Annotated in this window: 14 protein-coding genes and 1 riboswitch; of the genes, 5 read left to right on the top strand and 9 right to left on the bottom strand. The window is 67.3% G+C overall.

All coding sequences use genetic code 11. The features are described from left to right. Nucleotides 1-12: 12 nt before the first annotated feature. The 9 genes from JX552_RS23870 to JX552_RS23910 form a co-directional block, all read right to left on the bottom strand. Nucleotides 13-1236, bottom strand: coding sequence for an RNA polymerase sigma factor (locus JX552_RS23870; RefSeq protein ID WP_205874303.1), 1224 nt, complete (start codon nt 1234-1236; stop codon nt 13-15). Between the two features lie 16 nt (nt 1237-1252). Next, nucleotides 1253-1603: a YciI family protein gene (locus JX552_RS23875; RefSeq protein ID WP_055579814.1), complete on the bottom strand. Its 351-nt coding sequence runs from the start codon at nt 1601-1603 to the stop codon at nt 1253-1255. 95 nt (nt 1604-1698) lie between these two features. Further along, nucleotides 1699-3183, bottom strand: a complete 1485-nt coding sequence (locus JX552_RS23880) for an aldehyde dehydrogenase family protein (RefSeq protein ID WP_205874304.1) — start codon at nt 3181-3183, stop codon at nt 1699-1701. Nucleotides 3184-3292: 109 nt separating this feature from the next. Continuing rightward, the gene (locus tag JX552_RS23885; protein WP_205874305.1) at nt 3293-4510 is read right to left on the bottom strand and encodes a cytochrome P450; all 1218 of its coding nucleotides are present in this window, start codon (nt 4508-4510) and stop codon (nt 3293-3295) included. A 2-nt stretch (nt 4511-4512) separates the two neighbouring features. Continuing rightward, entirely contained in the window at nt 4513-5517 is a 1005-nt protein-coding gene (locus JX552_RS23890) for an SDR family oxidoreductase (protein ID WP_205874306.1), read from the bottom strand. Further along, nucleotides 5510-6652, bottom strand: a complete 1143-nt coding sequence (locus JX552_RS23895; RefSeq protein ID WP_205874307.1) for a spirocyclase AveC family protein — start codon at nt 6650-6652, stop codon at nt 5510-5512. The genes JX552_RS23890 and JX552_RS23895 overlap by 8 nt, the downstream gene beginning before the upstream one ends. A 10-nt stretch (nt 6653-6662) precedes the next feature. Further along, entirely contained in the window at nt 6663-7775 is a 1113-nt protein-coding gene (locus tag JX552_RS23900) for an ABC transporter substrate-binding protein (RefSeq protein ID WP_205874308.1), read from the bottom strand. Between the two features lie 83 nt (nt 7776-7858). After that, the gene (locus JX552_RS23905) at nt 7859-8704 is read right to left on the bottom strand and encodes a CbbQ/NirQ/NorQ/GpvN family protein (RefSeq protein ID WP_205874309.1); all 846 of its coding nucleotides are present in this window, start codon (nt 8702-8704) and stop codon (nt 7859-7861) included. Between the two features lie 62 nt (nt 8705-8766). Then, nucleotides 8767-10437, bottom strand: coding sequence for a nitric oxide reductase activation protein NorD (locus tag JX552_RS23910; RefSeq protein ID WP_205878651.1), 1671 nt, complete (start codon nt 10435-10437; stop codon nt 8767-8769). Nucleotides 10438-10584: 147 nt separating this feature from the next. On the opposite strand from JX552_RS23910, the gene JX552_RS23915 reads away from it, so the two are divergent. From JX552_RS23915 to metE, 5 genes are all read left to right on the top strand, one after another. Next, the gene (locus JX552_RS23915; RefSeq protein ID WP_205874310.1) at nt 10585-11745 is read left to right on the top strand and encodes an acyl-CoA dehydrogenase family protein; all 1161 of its coding nucleotides are present in this window, start codon (nt 10585-10587) and stop codon (nt 11743-11745) included. Further along, the gene (locus JX552_RS23920) at nt 11742-12830 is read left to right on the top strand and encodes an acyl-CoA dehydrogenase family protein (protein WP_205874311.1); all 1089 of its coding nucleotides are present in this window, start codon (nt 11742-11744) and stop codon (nt 12828-12830) included. Before JX552_RS23915 ends, JX552_RS23920 begins: the two co-directional genes overlap by 4 nt. A gap of 266 nt (nt 12831-13096) precedes the next feature. After that, the gene (locus tag JX552_RS23925) at nt 13097-14359 is read left to right on the top strand and encodes a TetR/AcrR family transcriptional regulator (RefSeq protein WP_205874312.1); all 1263 of its coding nucleotides are present in this window, start codon (nt 13097-13099) and stop codon (nt 14357-14359) included. A gap of 18 nt (nt 14360-14377) precedes the next feature. Beyond that, a complete protein-coding gene (locus JX552_RS23930) occupies nt 14378-15025 on the top strand; it encodes an SDR family oxidoreductase (RefSeq protein WP_205874313.1) in 648 nt (215 codons plus the stop codon). A gap of 19 nt (nt 15026-15044) precedes the next feature. Then, nucleotides 15045-15288, top strand: a riboswitch (cobalamin riboswitch). A 138-nt stretch (nt 15289-15426) separates the two neighbouring features. Further along, a complete protein-coding gene (gene metE / locus JX552_RS23935; protein ID WP_205874314.1) occupies nt 15427-17703 on the top strand; it encodes a 5-methyltetrahydropteroyltriglutamate--homocysteine S-methyltransferase in 2277 nt (758 codons plus the stop codon). The last annotated feature ends 8 nt before the right edge of the window (nt 17704-17711 follow it).

Consider the following 17711-nt stretch of genomic DNA (forward strand, 5'->3'; position numbering starts at 1 on the left):
CTCACTGTCATGTCACTTAACTACTCGCTGCGACCACTCGGCGATCCGCCGCTCGCGGTATCGGCGTTCCGGGGCCGCAACCGCCCCGGTTAACGATGCCCGGGTAGCAGCCACGGCCTCGGCTAACCGGTCCGCTCGGGCCAGCAATTCGCCACGCACCGCGTACCAGCGCTGGTCAGTCACCAGCTGATCCAGCGCCTGCAATCCCGCTGCCGGCCCGTCTCGTTCGGCGATCGCGACGGACCGGGCCAGGGCTACCGGGGCGCTCGGCCGGACGGACATGAGCAGGTCGTAGAGTCGCACGATCTCGGACCAGTCGGTCGCCTGGTACGACGCGGCCCGCGCATGCTCGGCGGCGATCGCGGCCTGCAACTGGTAGGGGTCGGCGACCGCGCCGGTGCGGCGTAGTGAATCATTCAGCAGCCCAAGCGCTTCGGTGATCGCATCGGCGTCCCATAGCGAGCGGTTCTGTTCGGCCAGCGGGATCGGCTCGCCCGCCGCGTCCACGCGCGCGGCCCGCCGGGATTCGGTCAGCAGCTGCAGGGCCAGCACCGCCATCGGCGAGGGCTCGTCGGGCATCAGGTCGTGGACCAGGCGCGCCAGCCGCAGCGCCTCACGGGTGCCGTCGACGTCCGTCAGCCGTTCGCCGCCGGCCGCGGTGTGCGCGATCGTGTACGACGTGTGCAGCACCGCGCACACCGCTGCCAGACGCGCCGGCAACTCCTCGTCGGCCGGCACCCGGTACGGGATCGCCGCGGTGGCGATCTTTTTCCGTGTCCGGGTGAGACGCTTGGCAACAGCTGCTTCACTCGTGAGCAGCACCGCCGCGATTTGCGCCGGCGACAGCCCGCACAGCGTGCGCAGGGCGAGCGTGACCTGGGCCTCCAACGCCAGCGCCGGGTGGCAACAGGTGAAGATCAGCCGCAGCCGGTCATCGGCCACCACACTCTCGGGAGGCAGGTCGGGAACCGTGAGTTCCACGCTGGCACGCTCCTTCTGCGCCCGGGCGCCTTCCCGGCGCAGCAGGTCGATCGCCACCCGGCGCGCGGTCACCGTCAGCCAGGCGCGTGGTTCCTTCGGCACCCCGGTGCGGGGCCATTCGCGCAGTGCCCGCAGTGCGGCCTCCTGCACCGCGTCTTCGGCGATGGGTAGCGAGCCGACCGTCCGGATGAGGGTCGCCAGGATGCGTGTGCCCTCCATCCGGACGGTTTCGGCCAGTGCCGCGTCGGTGTCCATCGACCGACTGCGGTGGTCAGCCGCCGAATTCGATCACGGGACGCACTTCGACGGCGCCGTCCCAGGCCGCGGGGATTTCGGCCGCGATGCGCAGCGCTTCGTCCAGGTCGGCAGCCTCGATCAGGTAGAAGCCGGTGAGGGCCTCTTTGGTTTCGGCGTACGGGCCGTCGCTGGTGACGACGTCGCCGCCGCGGGCGCCGCTGACCCGGACGGTGGTCGCGGTGCCGGTCGGGTAGAGCGCGGCGCCACCGCGGATCGCGGCACCGTGGTCCTGGCCGAACTTCATGTACTCGGCCATGTCACCGGCCTGTTCGGGGGCCGACCAGTCGACGTCCCTGGTGTAGGTGAGTGCGGCGTATTGCGGCATGGTGTCCTCCTGTGCCGATCATGGTCGGGGCATTTCCCCGATCTCATCAAGAGGACGAACCGCGTGGTGCCGATCAGGACACTTCGCCCGAAAAATTATCCGACCGGGTAACCCACCGACTTGATCTCGGTGTACTGGTCGAATCCGGCGATGCCGTTCTGCCGTCCCACGCCGCTCTCCTTGTAGCCGCCGAACGGTACGTCGGCCCCGTACGGCGCGCCGCCGTTGACGCCGATGAAGCCGGCCCTGGTCCGCCGCGCCACTGCCAGCGAGTGCTCGAGGGAACCCGACATGATGTTGCCGGCCAGGCCGTAGACGCTGTCGTTGGCGATGCGGATGGCGTCCTCTTCGTCGTCGAACGGTATGACCGAGAGCACCGGGCCGAAGATCTCCTCCTGGGCGATCGTCATGGAGTTGTCGACGTCGGTGAAAAGCGTTGGGCGGACGAAGAATCCCTTGTCGAATCCGGTGGGCGCGTCCGGCCCGCCGACCAGGGCGGTGGCTCCCTCCTCGACACCCTTGCGGATGTAGCCCATGACGCGATCGCGTTGCCGCTCGGAAATCACCGGGCCGCACAGGGTGCCGGGGTCCTGGGGGTCACCGCAGGTGACGTTCTCGTAGATGCTCTTGAGGATCGCGACACCCTCGTCGTAGCGTGACCGCGGCAGCAGCATCCGGGTGGGGTTGGCGCAGCCCTGACCGGCGTGCATGCAGGGCGCAATGCCGATCGCGCAGGCCAGCCCGAAGTCGGCGTCCTCGAGAACGATGGTGGCCGACTTGCCGCCGAGTTCCAGGAACAGCCGCTTCATGGTGGCCGCGCCCTTTTCCATGATCCGCTTGCCCACCACCGTCGAGCCGGTGAACGAGATCAAATCCACCTTGGGCGAGAGCGTAAGCTCTTCTCCCACAAAGTGATCGGATGCGGTGACGACGTTGACCACGCCGGCCGGGATGTCGGTCTTCTCGGCGATCAGCCGGCCGAGCCGGGTCGCGTTGAACGGAGTGTTGGGTGCCGGTTTGAGCACGACGGTGTTGCCGGTGCCCAGTGCCTGGCCGAGCTTGTTCAGCGTCACCTCGAAGGGGAAGTTCCACGGCACGATGGCGCCGACCACGCCCACCGGCTCGCGCCATTGCCTGATGGACGTGTTGGCGCCGGTCAGGCTGATCACCCGGTCGCCGAGATCGGTTTCCCACGGGTAGTCGTCGATCAGCCGGGCGGGGTACTTCAGGCCGTCGGCCAGCGGCGCGTCCAGCTGGGGACCGAAGGTGATCGCCCGCGGCGACCCCACTTCGAGGATGAGCTCTTCGCGCAGCTCCTCCTTCTCCTCCTCGATCGCGTCGTGCAGTTGCAGCAGACAGCGCTTGCGCAACTCGCGGTTGGTGGACCAGTCGGTCTCGTCGAAGGCGCGCCGGGCGGCGTCGATGGCCCGGTGCATGTCCTCCTTGGAGGCGTCGGCGACCTCGCCGAGGGACTCCTCCGTCGCCGGGTTGATGTTGGTGAACGTGCCGGCCTGTCCGTCGACGAGCTTGCCGTCGATCATCATCTTCGGCTCGAACCGGACCTTTACAGTGTCAGCCATATCTGTTCAGCTCTCTTTTGACAAGGCGCTGGTGAGAGCGCCGGGACGTAATCGGCCACCCGATAGACAGTAACTCTACGGTGAGCCTTACCGGAAAGCACCCAAGGACCTACTGGGGATCGAACAGCACGGGCAGCGACGTCGGCGAACGGAAGACCTGGCCGCGGATGTGCGGGTCGTCGGCGTCGGGATCCAGCCGCAGATTGGGCAGCCGGTCCAGCAGCAGGTTGATCGCCGTACGCATCTCCAGACGCGCCAGGTGCATGCCCAGGCAGACGTGGACGCCGTGCCCCCAACCCAGGTGGGCTCTGGCCTGCCGGTGGATGTCGAACCGGTCGGGATCGGGATAGCGATCCTCCTGACGGTTCGCCGATCCCAGCATCGGCATCACCGTGGCGCCGGCTGGGATCGCCACCCCGCCGAGTTCGGTGTCGCGGGTGGCCACCCGGGTGATGGTGAGCAGCGGAGGCTCCCAACGCACGCCCTCTTCGATAGCCTGCGGCAGCAGCGACCGATCCGCCCGGATCGCTTCGAGTTGCCCGGGATCGGACAGCAGCGCCAGCAGCAGGCTGCCCAGCGACCGGTAGGTGGTCTCCACCCCGGCAGGCAGCAGTAACCGCAGGAACGAGAAGATCTCCTCGTCGGCCAGCTTCTGCCCGTCGATTTCGGCCGCGGCCAGGGCGCTGATCAGGTCGTCTTTCGGCTCGGCGCGCCGAGCTTCCAGAATGGGGGCGAAATAACGGCACAGCGCCGCCGCGGCCGCAAGTCCCCGTTGCGGATTCATCAGCCAACTCAGCAGCGAGATCGACCAGCGCTGGAACTGCGGGTAGTCCTGTTCCGGCAGGCCCAGCAGGCCCGCAATGATCTGGCTCGGATAGTCGAAGGTGAACTCCTTCACCAGATCTGCTCTGCCATTGGGTGCGAAATTGTCGATGAGGCTATTCGCCACCCGGGCCACGAGTTCGTCCTGCCAACGTGCCAATGACTTCTGCGAGAAAGCTTTTGACACCAATGACCGCAGCCGGCCGTGCACCGGTTCGTCCATCCCGAGCATGACACCCTCGCCCAGCACCGGACCGAACGCCGCGATGACGGCTGCCGAGGAGAACGTCTCGTTGTCGCGCAGCATCTGCTGGACGTCCTCGTGCCGATACACGATGAACATCGGCAACGACTCCTCGTGCGGCAGCGCACCGGAGGTGTCGAGGCGCTGCACGGGTTCCTCGCGGCGCAACCGCGCCAACTCGGTGTACGGGTCGCGCACGTCCCCGGAAATGGCGTCGTCGAAGGCGCCGAAGTCTTCCAGATCGTCGAATAGCTGTTCCATTGTCAGTCCCCCTCAATCCCCTTGCCCTTGCCCGACTGTCGCTTGGTGGCAAGTGCCGCCAAGCGGTGCAGCACCGGCTGCGGAAGCACACGCGCAGTGAGCACCATCGCCCGTTGTCCGGCGGTCAACGGGTACGCCCCATCCCGCATCGAGCCCTGTTTCGGTATGCCCAACACCAGCCGGGAGAGGTGGTGCATGCCCGCGGCGGGAAGAATCCTGTTGAGTCCCAGCAGCATCGAAGCGTCCGGCCCTGCGCCGCGGCGGCAGAACGGCTTCGTGTCACCGAGGGCCTTGAGTAGTCCGTCGGCGAACCGCTCGGGTGGCCTGGCAAGCCTCATCGCCAGCCTGCCTCGGGTGTCCATGGTGTTGTGCAGCCGGGCGTAGGGGCCGCCGAAGTCGCGGTCATCGGTGGTGCCGGCGTCGGTGATGATCTCCGTGTCGTAGGTGCCGGCCACCAACACCGTGACGCCGAGACCGAATGGCGCGATCTCACCCGCCATCGACTCACCCCAGCGTTCCAGGGCCCCCTTGGCGGCCGAGTACGGCGCGGTCGCCGGTTGGCCCCGGACCCCGGCCGCGCTGGACACCAGCACGATACGACCCTCGCCCGCGGCGCGCATCGACGGGAGCAGTGCCTGGGTGAGCGCGACGGGTCCTAGCACACTTGTCGCAAACATCCTCTGCCACAACGCCGTATCGGTCTCCTCGACCACTCCGGCGGCGGAGATCCCGGCGTTGTGCACTATTCCGTAGGGGGTGCCCACGGCTTCTTCGATGGCCTTCGCCGCTGCGGAGATCGAGGCGGCGTCGGTGAGGTCGAGCTGCACGGGGACCAGCCGTGGGTCATCATCGGCCGCTCCGGTCGCCCTCTGCAGCAACGGAAATGCCCGCTCCGGGCTGCGCATGGCCGCGATCACCCGCCACCCGTCGCGATAGAGCCGAACCGCCGAGGCGAAGCCGAGGCCGCGGGAAGCGCCGGTGATGACGACGCTAGGGGGCTCACCCATGCCGGCTGGGGGTTGCGCAGGCACCCGCGCCGGGCGGCGGCGGATCGACGTGCGGCCGCCCGTCAGGCTCCCCGCTTGCCCAGGTCGACCAGATGCCCACCGAGTACGGACCCTGGGCACCGGACTTCTCGTAAAACCCTTGTGGATCATAGACTTTGGCTTCGGGGAAGGGCCACGGGCAGGCGACCGAGGTGGCCGCGTGGCTCACCTTGATGGCCCAGAACCAGGCCCCGTAGGCGAAGTAAGACACGTTGATGATGGCGAACATCACCACAAACGTGCCGAGTACCGGGCGGCTCGGAAATAGTTTCGCCTTGGCGGCGAGTTTCTCGGCTACCGATTTCCCGGTGTCGTCGCGATAACACAGGATTGCCGCGGGGACCATCACGAACGTCACCGACAAGGACTCCCAGATCAGCGGGAACTGGAATGTCGTGCCGGTGAACACCGAACCCCAGGGAATCACCTGCGAATAGATGTACATCCCCCAGTGGATCAACGTGTTCTCCAGGAACGCGTCCATGACGAAGCCGATCGCGCACGTGATCAGGCCCAGGCCGACCAAGGGATGCCTCGACACGAAATGCGCTGGCCCATTCTTTGCCTGCAGTTTGCGCAAGATCGCAACCGCCGGGAAGTAAGGGCCGAAGTAGAACATCACGTAGCCGAACACCACGAAGGGTTCCACGGTCGGCGACAGGGACACCAAAGGCCAGGACTCGGGCCAGTGGATGAGATCGGGGTTATAGACCGCGAACGGCGCCCAGTTCATGATCGGGTCTTGCCAGACGATCAGCGTCGTGCACAGGAACATCAGCATCGCCGGACTGCCCGGATTGCGCCGCCAGCCCCTGACGAAAACCACCAGGAGCACGACCAGGGCCACCGCGGTGGCGCTGTCCAGGAACGCGATGTAGTCCAAGCCGAACATGAACTCGACAGGACGCGGGCGGCCCTGCACATGGGGATTGGCCACCCGTGGGTCGAGGGCGGTGCGGCAGTTCGCGATGAAGAACAATGCGAACGCCGCCAGCGCCGCACCGGCGATCCAGCCACCCCAGCCTTGTTTCGTGCCTCGCCGTGGGAACGTCGGCTTTTCTTCGGCGGCAACCGGTATGGATTGCTCAGTGCTCATCTCCGCGCCCTCACTCTCCGAAGCGATCGACCAGGTGCGAGTTGACCCCGTCGACGTCGAGGGTCCGTGCGACGAGGTAGCCCGCGCCCATCCAGGCGCGGCGGGTCCATTTGCCGAACGACACTCGCGTGCCGGGCGCACCGGACGAGGCGGGCAGCATCTTCACCCGCTCCAAAGCCTCTTTGACGCCCCGGGGGCTCAGTGGATGGGCGTCGGTGAAGGCGCGCACCAATGTCGCGGCAACGTCGCGATTCACCACGGTCACGCAGAACTCGGGCCGGCTGCCGTTGTACTTCGCCGCGTAGGAGTCGAGGAACTCCTGACCGACCCGGTTCGCTTCGTCGTACTGGTCGACCCCGGTCCAACCCATGAAGGCGTTCCACATGATCGGGTTGACCCAGGCGTTCTGCCAGGCGGTGGTGGTGAAACGGGGCGGGTCCCAGCCGAGTGATTCCAGCGCCGGGTTCACGAACACGATCCCGAAGCCGAATCCCAGGTGCACGATTGCCTCGGACTTGGCTTCATGCAGAGTCTGCACCGCGGCGTTGACATCTTGGGCCGTCTGGGCGACCGAGACTTCCGCCACGATCCGAATGCCTTTGCGACGACACGCACTTCGCAGGTTTTTCAGGTAGCTCTCGCCGATCAGGCTCTGTTCGACCAGCACGCCGATCTCGCTGATGCCTCGCTTGGCGATGAGGTCGGCCAGGAAGATCGGCTCATCGGTCATCGAGCCCTGCGGGAAGGCGAAGGTCCACTCCCCCAACCAGTCATCGGTCCCCGTCACACTGATCGCCGGAACCTTGAACCGCTCCTCGACCTCCTCCCGCAATGGTACGCAGTTGTCGGTGATGTTCGGACCGAAGACCACCAGGCAGCCCTCGTCGACCAGTTCTGCGTAGGCGTCGATCACGGCCTTGACCGAGCCTTTGGGAAGGCCCTCCACTTCGCGATAGACCATCTGCACCGAACGGTCCATCAAACCCTGGGCGAGAGCCTCTTCGAAGACGAGGTCGAAGGTCTGGGTGAACGAGGCGAACAGTTCCTCCGGAAAACCAGGCGGGAGCTTGAAGTCCATCAGGTAGCCGACCTTGATCGGCTCCGCGGTGCTTTCGTAGGACATGTGACCTCCCCGGACTCATCCAGCGCCGCCGCCTGATGAAACCTAATATTTGTTCCGAATCCTAACCGGGCACACCTAGACCGTCAATTGCCGACTCCGCCGGCGCTACCCAGATAGACCTCGATCATCTCGCCCAGCGCCCTACCCACCGCCACATCGTCGGTCAGTGGCCCGGCGATCGCGGCGCGGGCGGCCTCGGACATGCTCAGCCCCTCCACGATGAGCCGGCCCGCGGCGATCAGCACCCGGGTGGAGGCGACCTCGCGCAGTCCCCCGGTTTCCAGCCGGCGGATGGCCTGGCCGAGACGCACCAGCTCAGCGGCCGTCGCGGCATCCACGCCTGCTTCGTGTGCGACGATTCCCTGTTCCACATCGGCTGCAGGAAAGCCGAATTCGATGGCCACCATGCGCTGGCGGGTGGAATCCTTGAGGTCCTTGAGCACGCTCTGATAGCCCGGGTTGTACGACACCACGAGCCCGAATCCTTCGGCCGCGTCGAGCGTGACGCCGAGGCGCTCGATGGGCAGCTGGCGGCGATGGTCGGCGAGCGGGTGCAGCACCACGGTGGTGTCCTGGCGGGCCTCCACCACCTCGTCGAGGTAGCAGATCGCGCCGTCCCGCACGGCCCTGGTGAGCGGCCCGTCCACCCACACCGTCTCGCCGCCCCGTAGCAGATAACGACCGACCAGATCGGCGGTGGTGAGATCGTCGTGGCAGGCGACGGTGATCAACGGCCGGCCCAGGTCGTGGGCCATCGCCTCGACGAAGCGGGTCTTGCCGCACCCCGTGGGGCCCTTGAGCAGGACCGTCAGATGCTGCCGGTATGCGGCCTTGAAGACGGCCTCTTCGTTGCCGACGGCCCGATAGTAGGGCCGCACCGGCTCCGACTCGGCACGGGCGCGCGCAGCGAGTGCGGACTCGTGGGCCATGACTTCCCTTCCGCCTTCCCTTCTGTGACCGCCCGGAAGCTAACCGGAACAGATGTTTGTTTTCAAGCCGGCATTGCGACCGTGGGCCTGCGGCGCACCTCCGCCGAACGCAGGGCGGACCGGAACAGCGGACCGATGACACCGGCAAGTTGGTCGGGGTGCCCGATGGTGGCATGGGCGGTGCTGCCGAACACGCGACGCAGGGCCGGCACGTCCGTCCCGGCTCCGATCGTCAAGCAGACACAGCCGGTGCCCCGGCGGCGGGCTTCGGTCAGGGCGCGCCGCGCGTCCGCGGCCCCGTAGGGCCGTTCATAGCCATGGTCGTAGGCGAGGCCGTCCGACAGCACCACCAGCAACCGGCGCGAGGTACCACCGCGGGACTCCAGAACCGCGGCACCGTGCCGGACGGCAGCGCCCAGGCGCGAATATGCGCCGGATTCCAGGCTGTTCAGCCGCTGCATCACCCGGGCGTCGAGATGATCGTCGAAGCGCTTCACCGGGATCATGCTCACCGCACTCCTGCCGTTGGAGTAGTAGGCGTAGAGAGCCACGCGGTCGCCCAGATCATGAAGCGCCACAGTCAGATTGGCGACACCCACCCGCTGTTGTTCATGCACGGTGCGCCCGAGCGTCCCCGGCTCGGCCGCCGAACCCGACACATCCAGCAGCAGCAACACCGACAGGTCGCGGCGCCGCCGCAGGCTGTCGAGGTACACCGCCTCGGCGGGCACCGCCCCGGCCAGCACCTCGACCCGCGCCTCGACGGCGGCGTCGATATCGATGTCGTCGCCCTGCGACTGACGGTGGCGGCGGTGCAATCCCATGCCCAGCCGCGCCAGTGGGCGCCGCACGCCGATCGCCGCTTCGATATCCGGGATCGCCCGGGCCGCCGCGTCGATCTTCGGTTCGACCTCGCGCACCGTGCACCACGCGCGGCGGTAGCGCTTGCGTGTGGCGTCCCATTCCGGGTACCGCAGGCCGTCGGCGGGTTGTGCGGCATGGTCGTCGACGTCCTCGTTCGAGGTGGCGGCCAGCGATGAGACGGCGTGGGGTCGCCGTCTGCCCGAATTGGTCCGGTGCGTGGGTGTGTCCGAGCCGGGCGGTCCGCCACCGTGTGTCTTGCGCGTCGAGGAGAGCATCTTCTTCAGCCATTTGCCGATGAAGCCACCGCCGCCGACCGGGCTGGTGAACAGGTCCGGGTCGTCGGAGTCGTCGGTTTCACCGTCGTCGAGCTCTTCCAGTTGACGGGAGGCATCGCTGCGCGGAACGTGTTGGCACGCCGATGGATCCGACCGTTCGGGCGCCCGGGTGCGCGCCGCCAGCAGCTTCGACGGGCGGATGACGCCGAGCGCCGGCGCCGGCTCGTCGATCACCGCCCGCCCCGCAGCGATGCGCAGCGACTGATGTGGTGAGTCACTGCGCCGTGCGATCTCGCGATCGCCCAGCTCTGCCAGGATGCGTGGCAGCAGACCGGCACTGGCGACCAACGCGCGGTGACCCTCGATCGCCAGGTAGCGCCTGGTCAGTCGAGGATGCCGGACCAGGGGGCGCATGACGTCGGCGTCCAGGCTGCCGGCGGCGATCAATGCGGCCTGCACGGCGACCGCTTCGAGCCGCAACCGCGCCCCCGCAGAGCCGTCGACATAGATGGTCTGGCCGTCCGTCCAGGCAGGTACGCCGGGTGGCAGCTCAGCCACCGCAACGGCTATGCCCGCCACCGCCGAAGCCACCATGTCTAGTGTGCGGGACCGGTCTGCCTGGGTGCCGTCCACGCGCACACCTCCGGCCGACTCTGGATTGACCAAATATCTGTTCCAACGTAGAGTCCGGTTCAGGCGCAGTCAATCAGGCTCAGACCAACACGGGGTTCGTAAGCAGACGTGGACTTCTCATACCCGGCCGAGGTGGAGCGGTTCCGCGCCGAATTGCGCGCCTGGCTGGCGGCCAATCTGACCGAGGAATTGATCGCTGCCCGTCGGCCCTCCGGTCGTGACGACGCCGTATTCGACAAGCTGCGGGCGTGGAACGCGACCATGGCGGACGCGTGCTGGGCAGCGGTGTCCTGGCCGGTCGAGTACGGCGGCCGCGGTGCGACCGTCCTGGAGCAACTCGTCTACACCGAAGAGACCACGCGGGCCCGGGCGCCGTTGCCGCTGAACGTGATCGGCATGAACAATATCGCCCCGGCGATCATGCAGTACGGCACCGAATCGCAGAAGACGACGCTGCTGCGCCGGATGATGCGCGCCGACGACATCTGGTGTCAGGGTATGTCCGAACCGGAGGCCGGATCCGATCTGGCAGCGCTGCGCACCCGAGCGGTCCGCGACGGCGATGATTTCGTCGTCAGCGGACAGAAGATCTGGACGTCGCTGGGCCACAAGGCGAAGTGGTGTCAGCTGTATGTCCGCACCGACCCGCAAGCGCCCAAGCACAAGGGCATCTCCTGTCTGATCGTGGACATGACCCTGCCCGGCATCCAGGCGCGTCCACTGGTAACCCTCAACGGCGACACCGATTTCGCCGAGGTGTTCTTCCACGACGTGCGGGTGCCGGCCGATGCGCTGCTCGGGCCGCTCAACGGCGGCTGGCAGGTCGCCACCACGACGCTGAGCCATGAACGCGCCGGTGCGGCCCGCCTGTATGCGGAACTGGAATTGCGCCTGGACGAACTGGTGGCCGACCTCGCCGAAGTCGACGGCGGCGCGGCGCTGACGGAGCCGGTGGTGCTGCGGCGTCTGGGCGAAATCGCCCTCCACATCAAGTATCTGGAAGTGCTCTGTCAGCGCTCCATCTCGGCCGCTCTGCACGGTGGTTCGGAGAAGACGGCGTTCGGGTCGGCCAGCCTGGCCAAGACGGTGTGGGGCGAGATCGGGCAGGACCTGGCCGCGCTGGCGTTCGACGTGCTGGGCACTCGCGGTGGGCACGGCCGATGGAGCGACTACCGGTTGACCTCGCGATCGCTGACCATCGCGGGCGGCACCACCCAAATCACCAAGAACATCACCGCGCAGCGGGTATTGGGTTTGCCACGCACATGAACCTCGAACCGACCGACGAACAGGACGCGCTGGCCGCCACGCTACGGCACTTTCTTGCTGAGCGGGCCTCGATTTCGGGGCACGTGCGGCCGATGCTCGACGATCCGACCGGGACGACGCCGACCGTGTGGCGGGGCCTGGCCGAGCTGGGCGCGATCGGTGTGCTGGTGCCGGCCGAATTCGGCGGCGCGGGCATGACGATGGTCGAGGCGGGCATCGTCGCCGAGGAACTCGGCGCCGCTCTGCACCCGGGGCCCTGGTTGTCGACGGCGGTTGCGGCCACGCGTGTGCTGGGCCGGGCATCCGGCCAGCAGGCCGCTGACCTGCTGGCCGGGATCGCGGCCGGCACCACCGTCGTCGCGGTGCCAGGTTTGGGCGAGCAGATGCAAGAGCCTCTCGTTTCTGCCCGCAACGGGGACATTTGCGTCTGCTCGCCACCACTGGCCGCGCCGGACGCGGCGGCGGCCGACGTGCTGCTGGTCTGGGATGGCGCCGGGCTGTTCGCGGTCGAGTCCGCGGCGGCCGGCGTTTCGCTGACGGCCGAACCCGCAATCGATCAGAGCCGCAAGCATTTTCGTGTTGAGTTCGACAATGCGAGCGCGCAGCGGCTGGGCACACTGCAACCCGAGGATGTCCAAGCGGTCATCGACGACGTGCTGATCGCCATGGCCGCCGATGCCTTGGGAGCCGCCACTGCCGTCATGGGCATGGCCATCGAATATGCCAAGACACGCAATCAGTTCGGCGCGCCCATCGGGTCCTTCCAGGCGATACAGCACCTGTGCGTCGACATGTTCGAGACAGTGGAGCTGGCCCGCAGCGGGGTGATCCACGCCCTGTGGGCGGCCGAGAACTTTACCGCGGAAAGACATCTCGCCGCCGTGCGGGCCAAGGCCTACGCCGGGCGGCTGGCCACCGTCGGCGACACGGCAATACAGATTTTCGGCGGTATCGGCTACACCTGGGAGCACGACGCTCACCTTTATCTCAAGCGCCTGTTGGGCTGGAGCGCGTTCCACGGCGGATCGGACCGTTATCTCACCGAAGTCGGTGCACTCCTGGTAAAGAAGAGCCACGATAACTGACGCTGTGGATTTCGCCGGCCAGGTCGCGGTCGCCACCGGCGCCGGTCGCGGACTCGGTCGGCTCTTTGCAGCTCGCCCGTCGCGGTGTCGGAGGCTGACGGGCGCGCCGACTGCGCCCTAGGATGATGGGTTCGCCCGCCCCGGCAACGGTCTCTCAGCAGCACGTTTGGCCCGGCGAGTCTGATAGCCTCTACCAAAGATTTGGTTCAGCAGGAGGACGACTTGCGCACCTTGCCGGCACAGCGCTCCTGCGCTTTCAGCCGACCATGACCGGGAGCTCCCTCGAATCCGGCACTCGCCGGACCGAAATCCTCGAGACCGCGGCGTCGCTGATCGCCTCGTCGGGCCTGCGGACCTCACTGCAGGAGATCGCCGATGCGGCAGGCATCCTGCCGGGCAGCCTTTACCACCATTTCGAGTCCAAGGAAGCGATCCTCGTCGAACTCATTCGCCGCTACCAAACCGATCTGACCCGCATCGGGCAGAGCGCCCAGGCCAGATTGGACGAACCGGACTCGCGGCCGGCCGCCGAGAAGATCATCGAGTTGGGCTCGGCGATCGCCAACTGCGCCGTTCGCCATCGGGCCGCCCTGCAAATGTCGTTCTACGAGGGTCCGAGCACCGATCCCGAACTGATGAAGCTGACGCAGCAGCGGCCGGCCGCCATCCAGGAGGCGATGCTGCAGACCTTGCGCGCCGCCAGATGGAGCGGCTACATCAAGGCCGATATCGATCTCCCGACGCTGGCCGACCGGATCTGCCAGACCATGCTGCAAGTCGGGCTCGACGTCATTCGGCACAACTCCTCCGCCGACCAGGTGGCCGCCCTGATGTGCCGGATTATTCTGCAGGGGTTGGCCTCTCGGCCGCCTGCCGACGAAGCTCTGGACGGGTCGCAGGCCTTCGCCGCGGCCGGCGCTGTCATCGCATCCTGGGCCGACGACAGCGAGGCCGGCCCCAGCGACAAGGCGGCCCAGTTGCGCGCGGTGGCGCGAACGGAGTTCGGCCGCAAGGGATATGAAGTCACCACGATCAGAGACATCGCGGCGGCGGCGGGTCTGGGCACGGGGACCGTATATCGCGTCATCGGGTCCAAAGACGAACTCCTGGCCTCGATCATGCGTTCCTTCGGCCAGAAGGTGGAAGCGGGCTGGGTGGATGTGTTGCGCGCCCAGGCGACGCCGGTCGAGAAGCTGGACGCGCTGAGTTGGGTCAACGTCAATGCGCTGGGCCAGTTCTCCGACGAGTTCCGGATCCAGCTCGCCTGGATGCGTCAGTCACCCCCGAACACCGCCAACCCCGGCTGGTCGTACACCACTCGCCTGCGACAGATGAAATCGCTTCTGTCCGAAGGCATTCGCTCCGCAGAAATCCGGATCGACGCGCCCAGCATCACCATGCTGGCCCGCAGCATCATCGGCATGCAGTGGATACCGGAGAACATCTTGCGCGCGGTGGGCGCCCGTTCGTCGCTCATCCTCGCTCGCGACACCGTCCTGCGCGGTGTCGCGGTTCGCGCCGGGCAGTAGCGCGGGTAGCGTCGAAGCATGGCGCACATCGTTGTTATCGGCGGCCACGGCAAGGTCGCTCTGCACTTGGCCCGGATTCTCACCGGGCGCGGTGACCGCGTCAGCTCGGTATTCCGTAACCCGGACCACGGCGACGACGTGGCGGCCACCGGCGCCGAGGCGATCACCGCCGACATCGAGCAACTCGACACCGACGCGCTGGCCAAGCTACTGGCCGGACATGACGCGGTCGTCTTCACCGCCGGGGCCGGTGGCGGCACCCCGGCACGCACGTACGCCGTGGACCGCGATGCGGCCATCCGCGTGATCGACGCCGCCGGCCGGGCCGGCGTCCGGCGTTTCGTGATGGTGTCGTATTTCGGTGCGGGGCCCGGACATGGCGTCCCGCCGGAGAATTCGTTCTTCGCGTACGCCGAAGCCAAGGCCGCCGCCGACGCCCACCTACGCGCCAGCGATCTCGACTGGACCGTGCTCGGGCCGGGCCGGCTGACCCTGGAACCAGGCACCGGACACATCGCGGTGGGCAAAGCCAAGGGCGAGGTGTCGCGGGAGGATGTCGCGGCCGTCGTCGCGGCCGCGCTGGCCGACGATGCGACGATCCGCCGCACCATCGACTTCAACAACGGGGAGGTCCCGATCGCTGACGCACTAGCTCCCGTGCGCTGACCGTCGCGCCGGGCAGAGTAGCGTTAGCCTCGCAACTGGTCTGCCGACGCCCCCGCGGCGCCGGCATCGAGCGAGGCACACCCGCCTCGCGAGAGGGAACCCGGTGAGAATCCGGGACTGTCCCGCAGCGGTATGCAGGAACGACCGCCGTCACACAGCACTGGTCCTTGGAGCGATCTGGGACTGGGAAGCGACGGCCAGTAGGTGCATCTTCTCGGTGCGCGCCCGCGAGTCCGAAGACCTGCCAGCTGTGCCGGGCGCGCCGCGCCCGGCGGCACATCGCCTCGTGGAAAGGGCGTTTGGCCAGCCAGCCGAGGTGGTACGCGGGTTCCAGCGCACCGCCCGGCTGATCGGCTGCGCGTCCGCGGGCGGTGACCATACCGTCGAATGAAGGACCGCTTGTGAGCACAACAAATTTTCGGAAGTTCACCGCCACCATCACCGGTTCCCCCCGGATCGGCCCGCGCCGCGAACTCAAGCGGGCTACCGAAGGGTACTGGGCCGGCCGCACCAGTCGCTCCGACCTGGAGTCCGTCGCGGCCACCCTGCGCCGCGACACCTGGTCGGAGCTGGCGGCCGCCGGGCTGGACTCGGTGCCGATCAACACGTTCTCCTACTACGACCAGATGCTGGACACCTCGGTGCTACTGGGCGCGCTGCCGGCCCGGGTCAGCGGGATCTCCGACGAGTTGGACCGCTACTTCGTCGCCGCGCGCGGCAACGACGAGGTCGCCCCGCTGGAGATGACGAAGTGGTTCGACACCAACTATCACTACCTGGTTCCCGAGATTGGGCCGTCGACCCGGTTTTCGCTGAACGCGGACAAGGTGCTGTCCGAGTTGAAAGAGTCTCATTCCCAAGATATTCCGGCACGTCCGGTGATCATCGGGCCAATCACCTTCCTGCTGCTCAGCAAGGCGGTGGACGGGGCGAGCCCACCGATCGAGCGGCTGCAGGAGCTGATGCCGATCTATTCCAAGCTGTTGTCCCTGCTCGCCGACGGCGGGGCGCAGTGGGTGCAGTTCGACGAGCCCGGGCTGGTCACCGACATCTCCCCCGACGCTCCCGCGCTGGCCGAAGCCGTCTACAACTCCCTCGGTACGGTGGCCAATCGCCCGGCCATCCACGTCGCCACCTACTTCGGTGACCCGGGCGCCGCGTTGGCGGGGCTGGCCCGCACGCCGGTCGAGGCGATCGGCGTCGACCTGGTGTACGGACCCGATACCGCGGTGGCGGCGGTTCCGGAGTTGGCGGGCAAGACGCTGGTGGCCGGCATCGTCGACGGCCGCAACGTCTGGCGCACCGATCTGGAGGCCGCGCTGGGCAAGCTGACGCCGCTGCTGAAATCCGTGGGCGCAGTGGCTGTTTCGACTTCGTGCTCCACCCTGCACGTGCCGTATGCGTTGGACCTCGAGACCGATCTCGACGACAACCTGCGCAGTTGGTTGGCCTTCGGCGAGGAGAAGGTCCGCGAGGTGGTCGTGCTGGCCCGGGCGCTACGCGAGGGACGCGACGCCATCGCCGACGAGATCGCGGCCTCCAATGCCACGGCGGCCTCCCGCATGAGCGACCCTCGGTTGCACAACGACCAGGTGCGGACCCGCATCGACTCGATCGTCGCGTCCGGCGTTCACCGTGGTGATCCCGCCGAGCGTCGGGCCGCCCAGGGGGCCCGCCTGCGACTGCCGGTGCTGCCGACCACGACGATCGGGTCCTACCCGCAGACCTCGGCGATCCGAATCGCCCGAGCCGCGCTGCGTTCCGGTGAGATCGACCAGACCGAGTACGAGCGGCGGATGAAGCAGGAGATTGCCGACGTCATCGCGCTGCAGGAGGAACTGGGCATTGACGTGCTGGTGCACGGTGAGCCCGAGCGCAACGACATGGTGCAATACTTCGCCGAGCAGCTGGACGGCTTTTTCGCCACCCACAACGGCTGGGTGCAGTCTTACGGGAGCCGCTGCGTGCGTCCGCCGATCCTGTTCGGTGACGTGGCCCGCACCCATCCGATGACGGTCGACTGGATCACCTATGCGCAGTCGCTGACCGACAAGCCGGTGAAGGGCATGCTGACCGGACCGGTCACCATTCTGGCGTGGTCGTTCGTCCGAGACGACCAGCCCCTGGCCGACACCGCCAACCAGGTGGCGCTGGCGATCCGGGACGAGACGGTGGATCTGCAGTCCGCGGGTATCGCGGTGATCCAGGTCGACGAGCCGGCCCTGCGGGAGCTGCTGCCGCTGCGCCGGGCCGACCAAGACGAGTATCTGTCCTGGGCCGTGAGCTCTTTCCGGCTGGCCACCTCCGGCGTCGCGGACTCGACCCAGATCCACACCCACCTGTGCTATTCGGAGTTCGGCGAGGTGATTTCCGCGATCGCAGACCTGGACGCCGACGTCACCTCCATCGAGGCGGCGCGCTCGCACATGGAGGTGCTGGACGACCTGAACGCGATCGGCTTCGCCAACAGTGTGGGACCGGGCGTCTACGACATCCACTCGCCGCGGGTGCCCAGCACCGAGGAGATGGCCGCGTCTTTCAGGGCTGCACTCAAAGCCGTCCCCGCTGAACGGCTTTGGGTGAATCCGGACTGTGGGTTGAAGACCCGCAACGTGGGCGAGGTGACGGCGTCACTGCGCAACATGGTCACCGCCGCGCAACAGGTGCGGGCCGAGTAGCGGGAACA

The sequence above is a fragment of the Mycobacterium gordonae genome, assembly GCF_017086405.1.
Classification (GTDB): Bacteria; Actinomycetota; Actinomycetes; order Mycobacteriales; family Mycobacteriaceae; genus Mycobacterium; species Mycobacterium gordonae_D.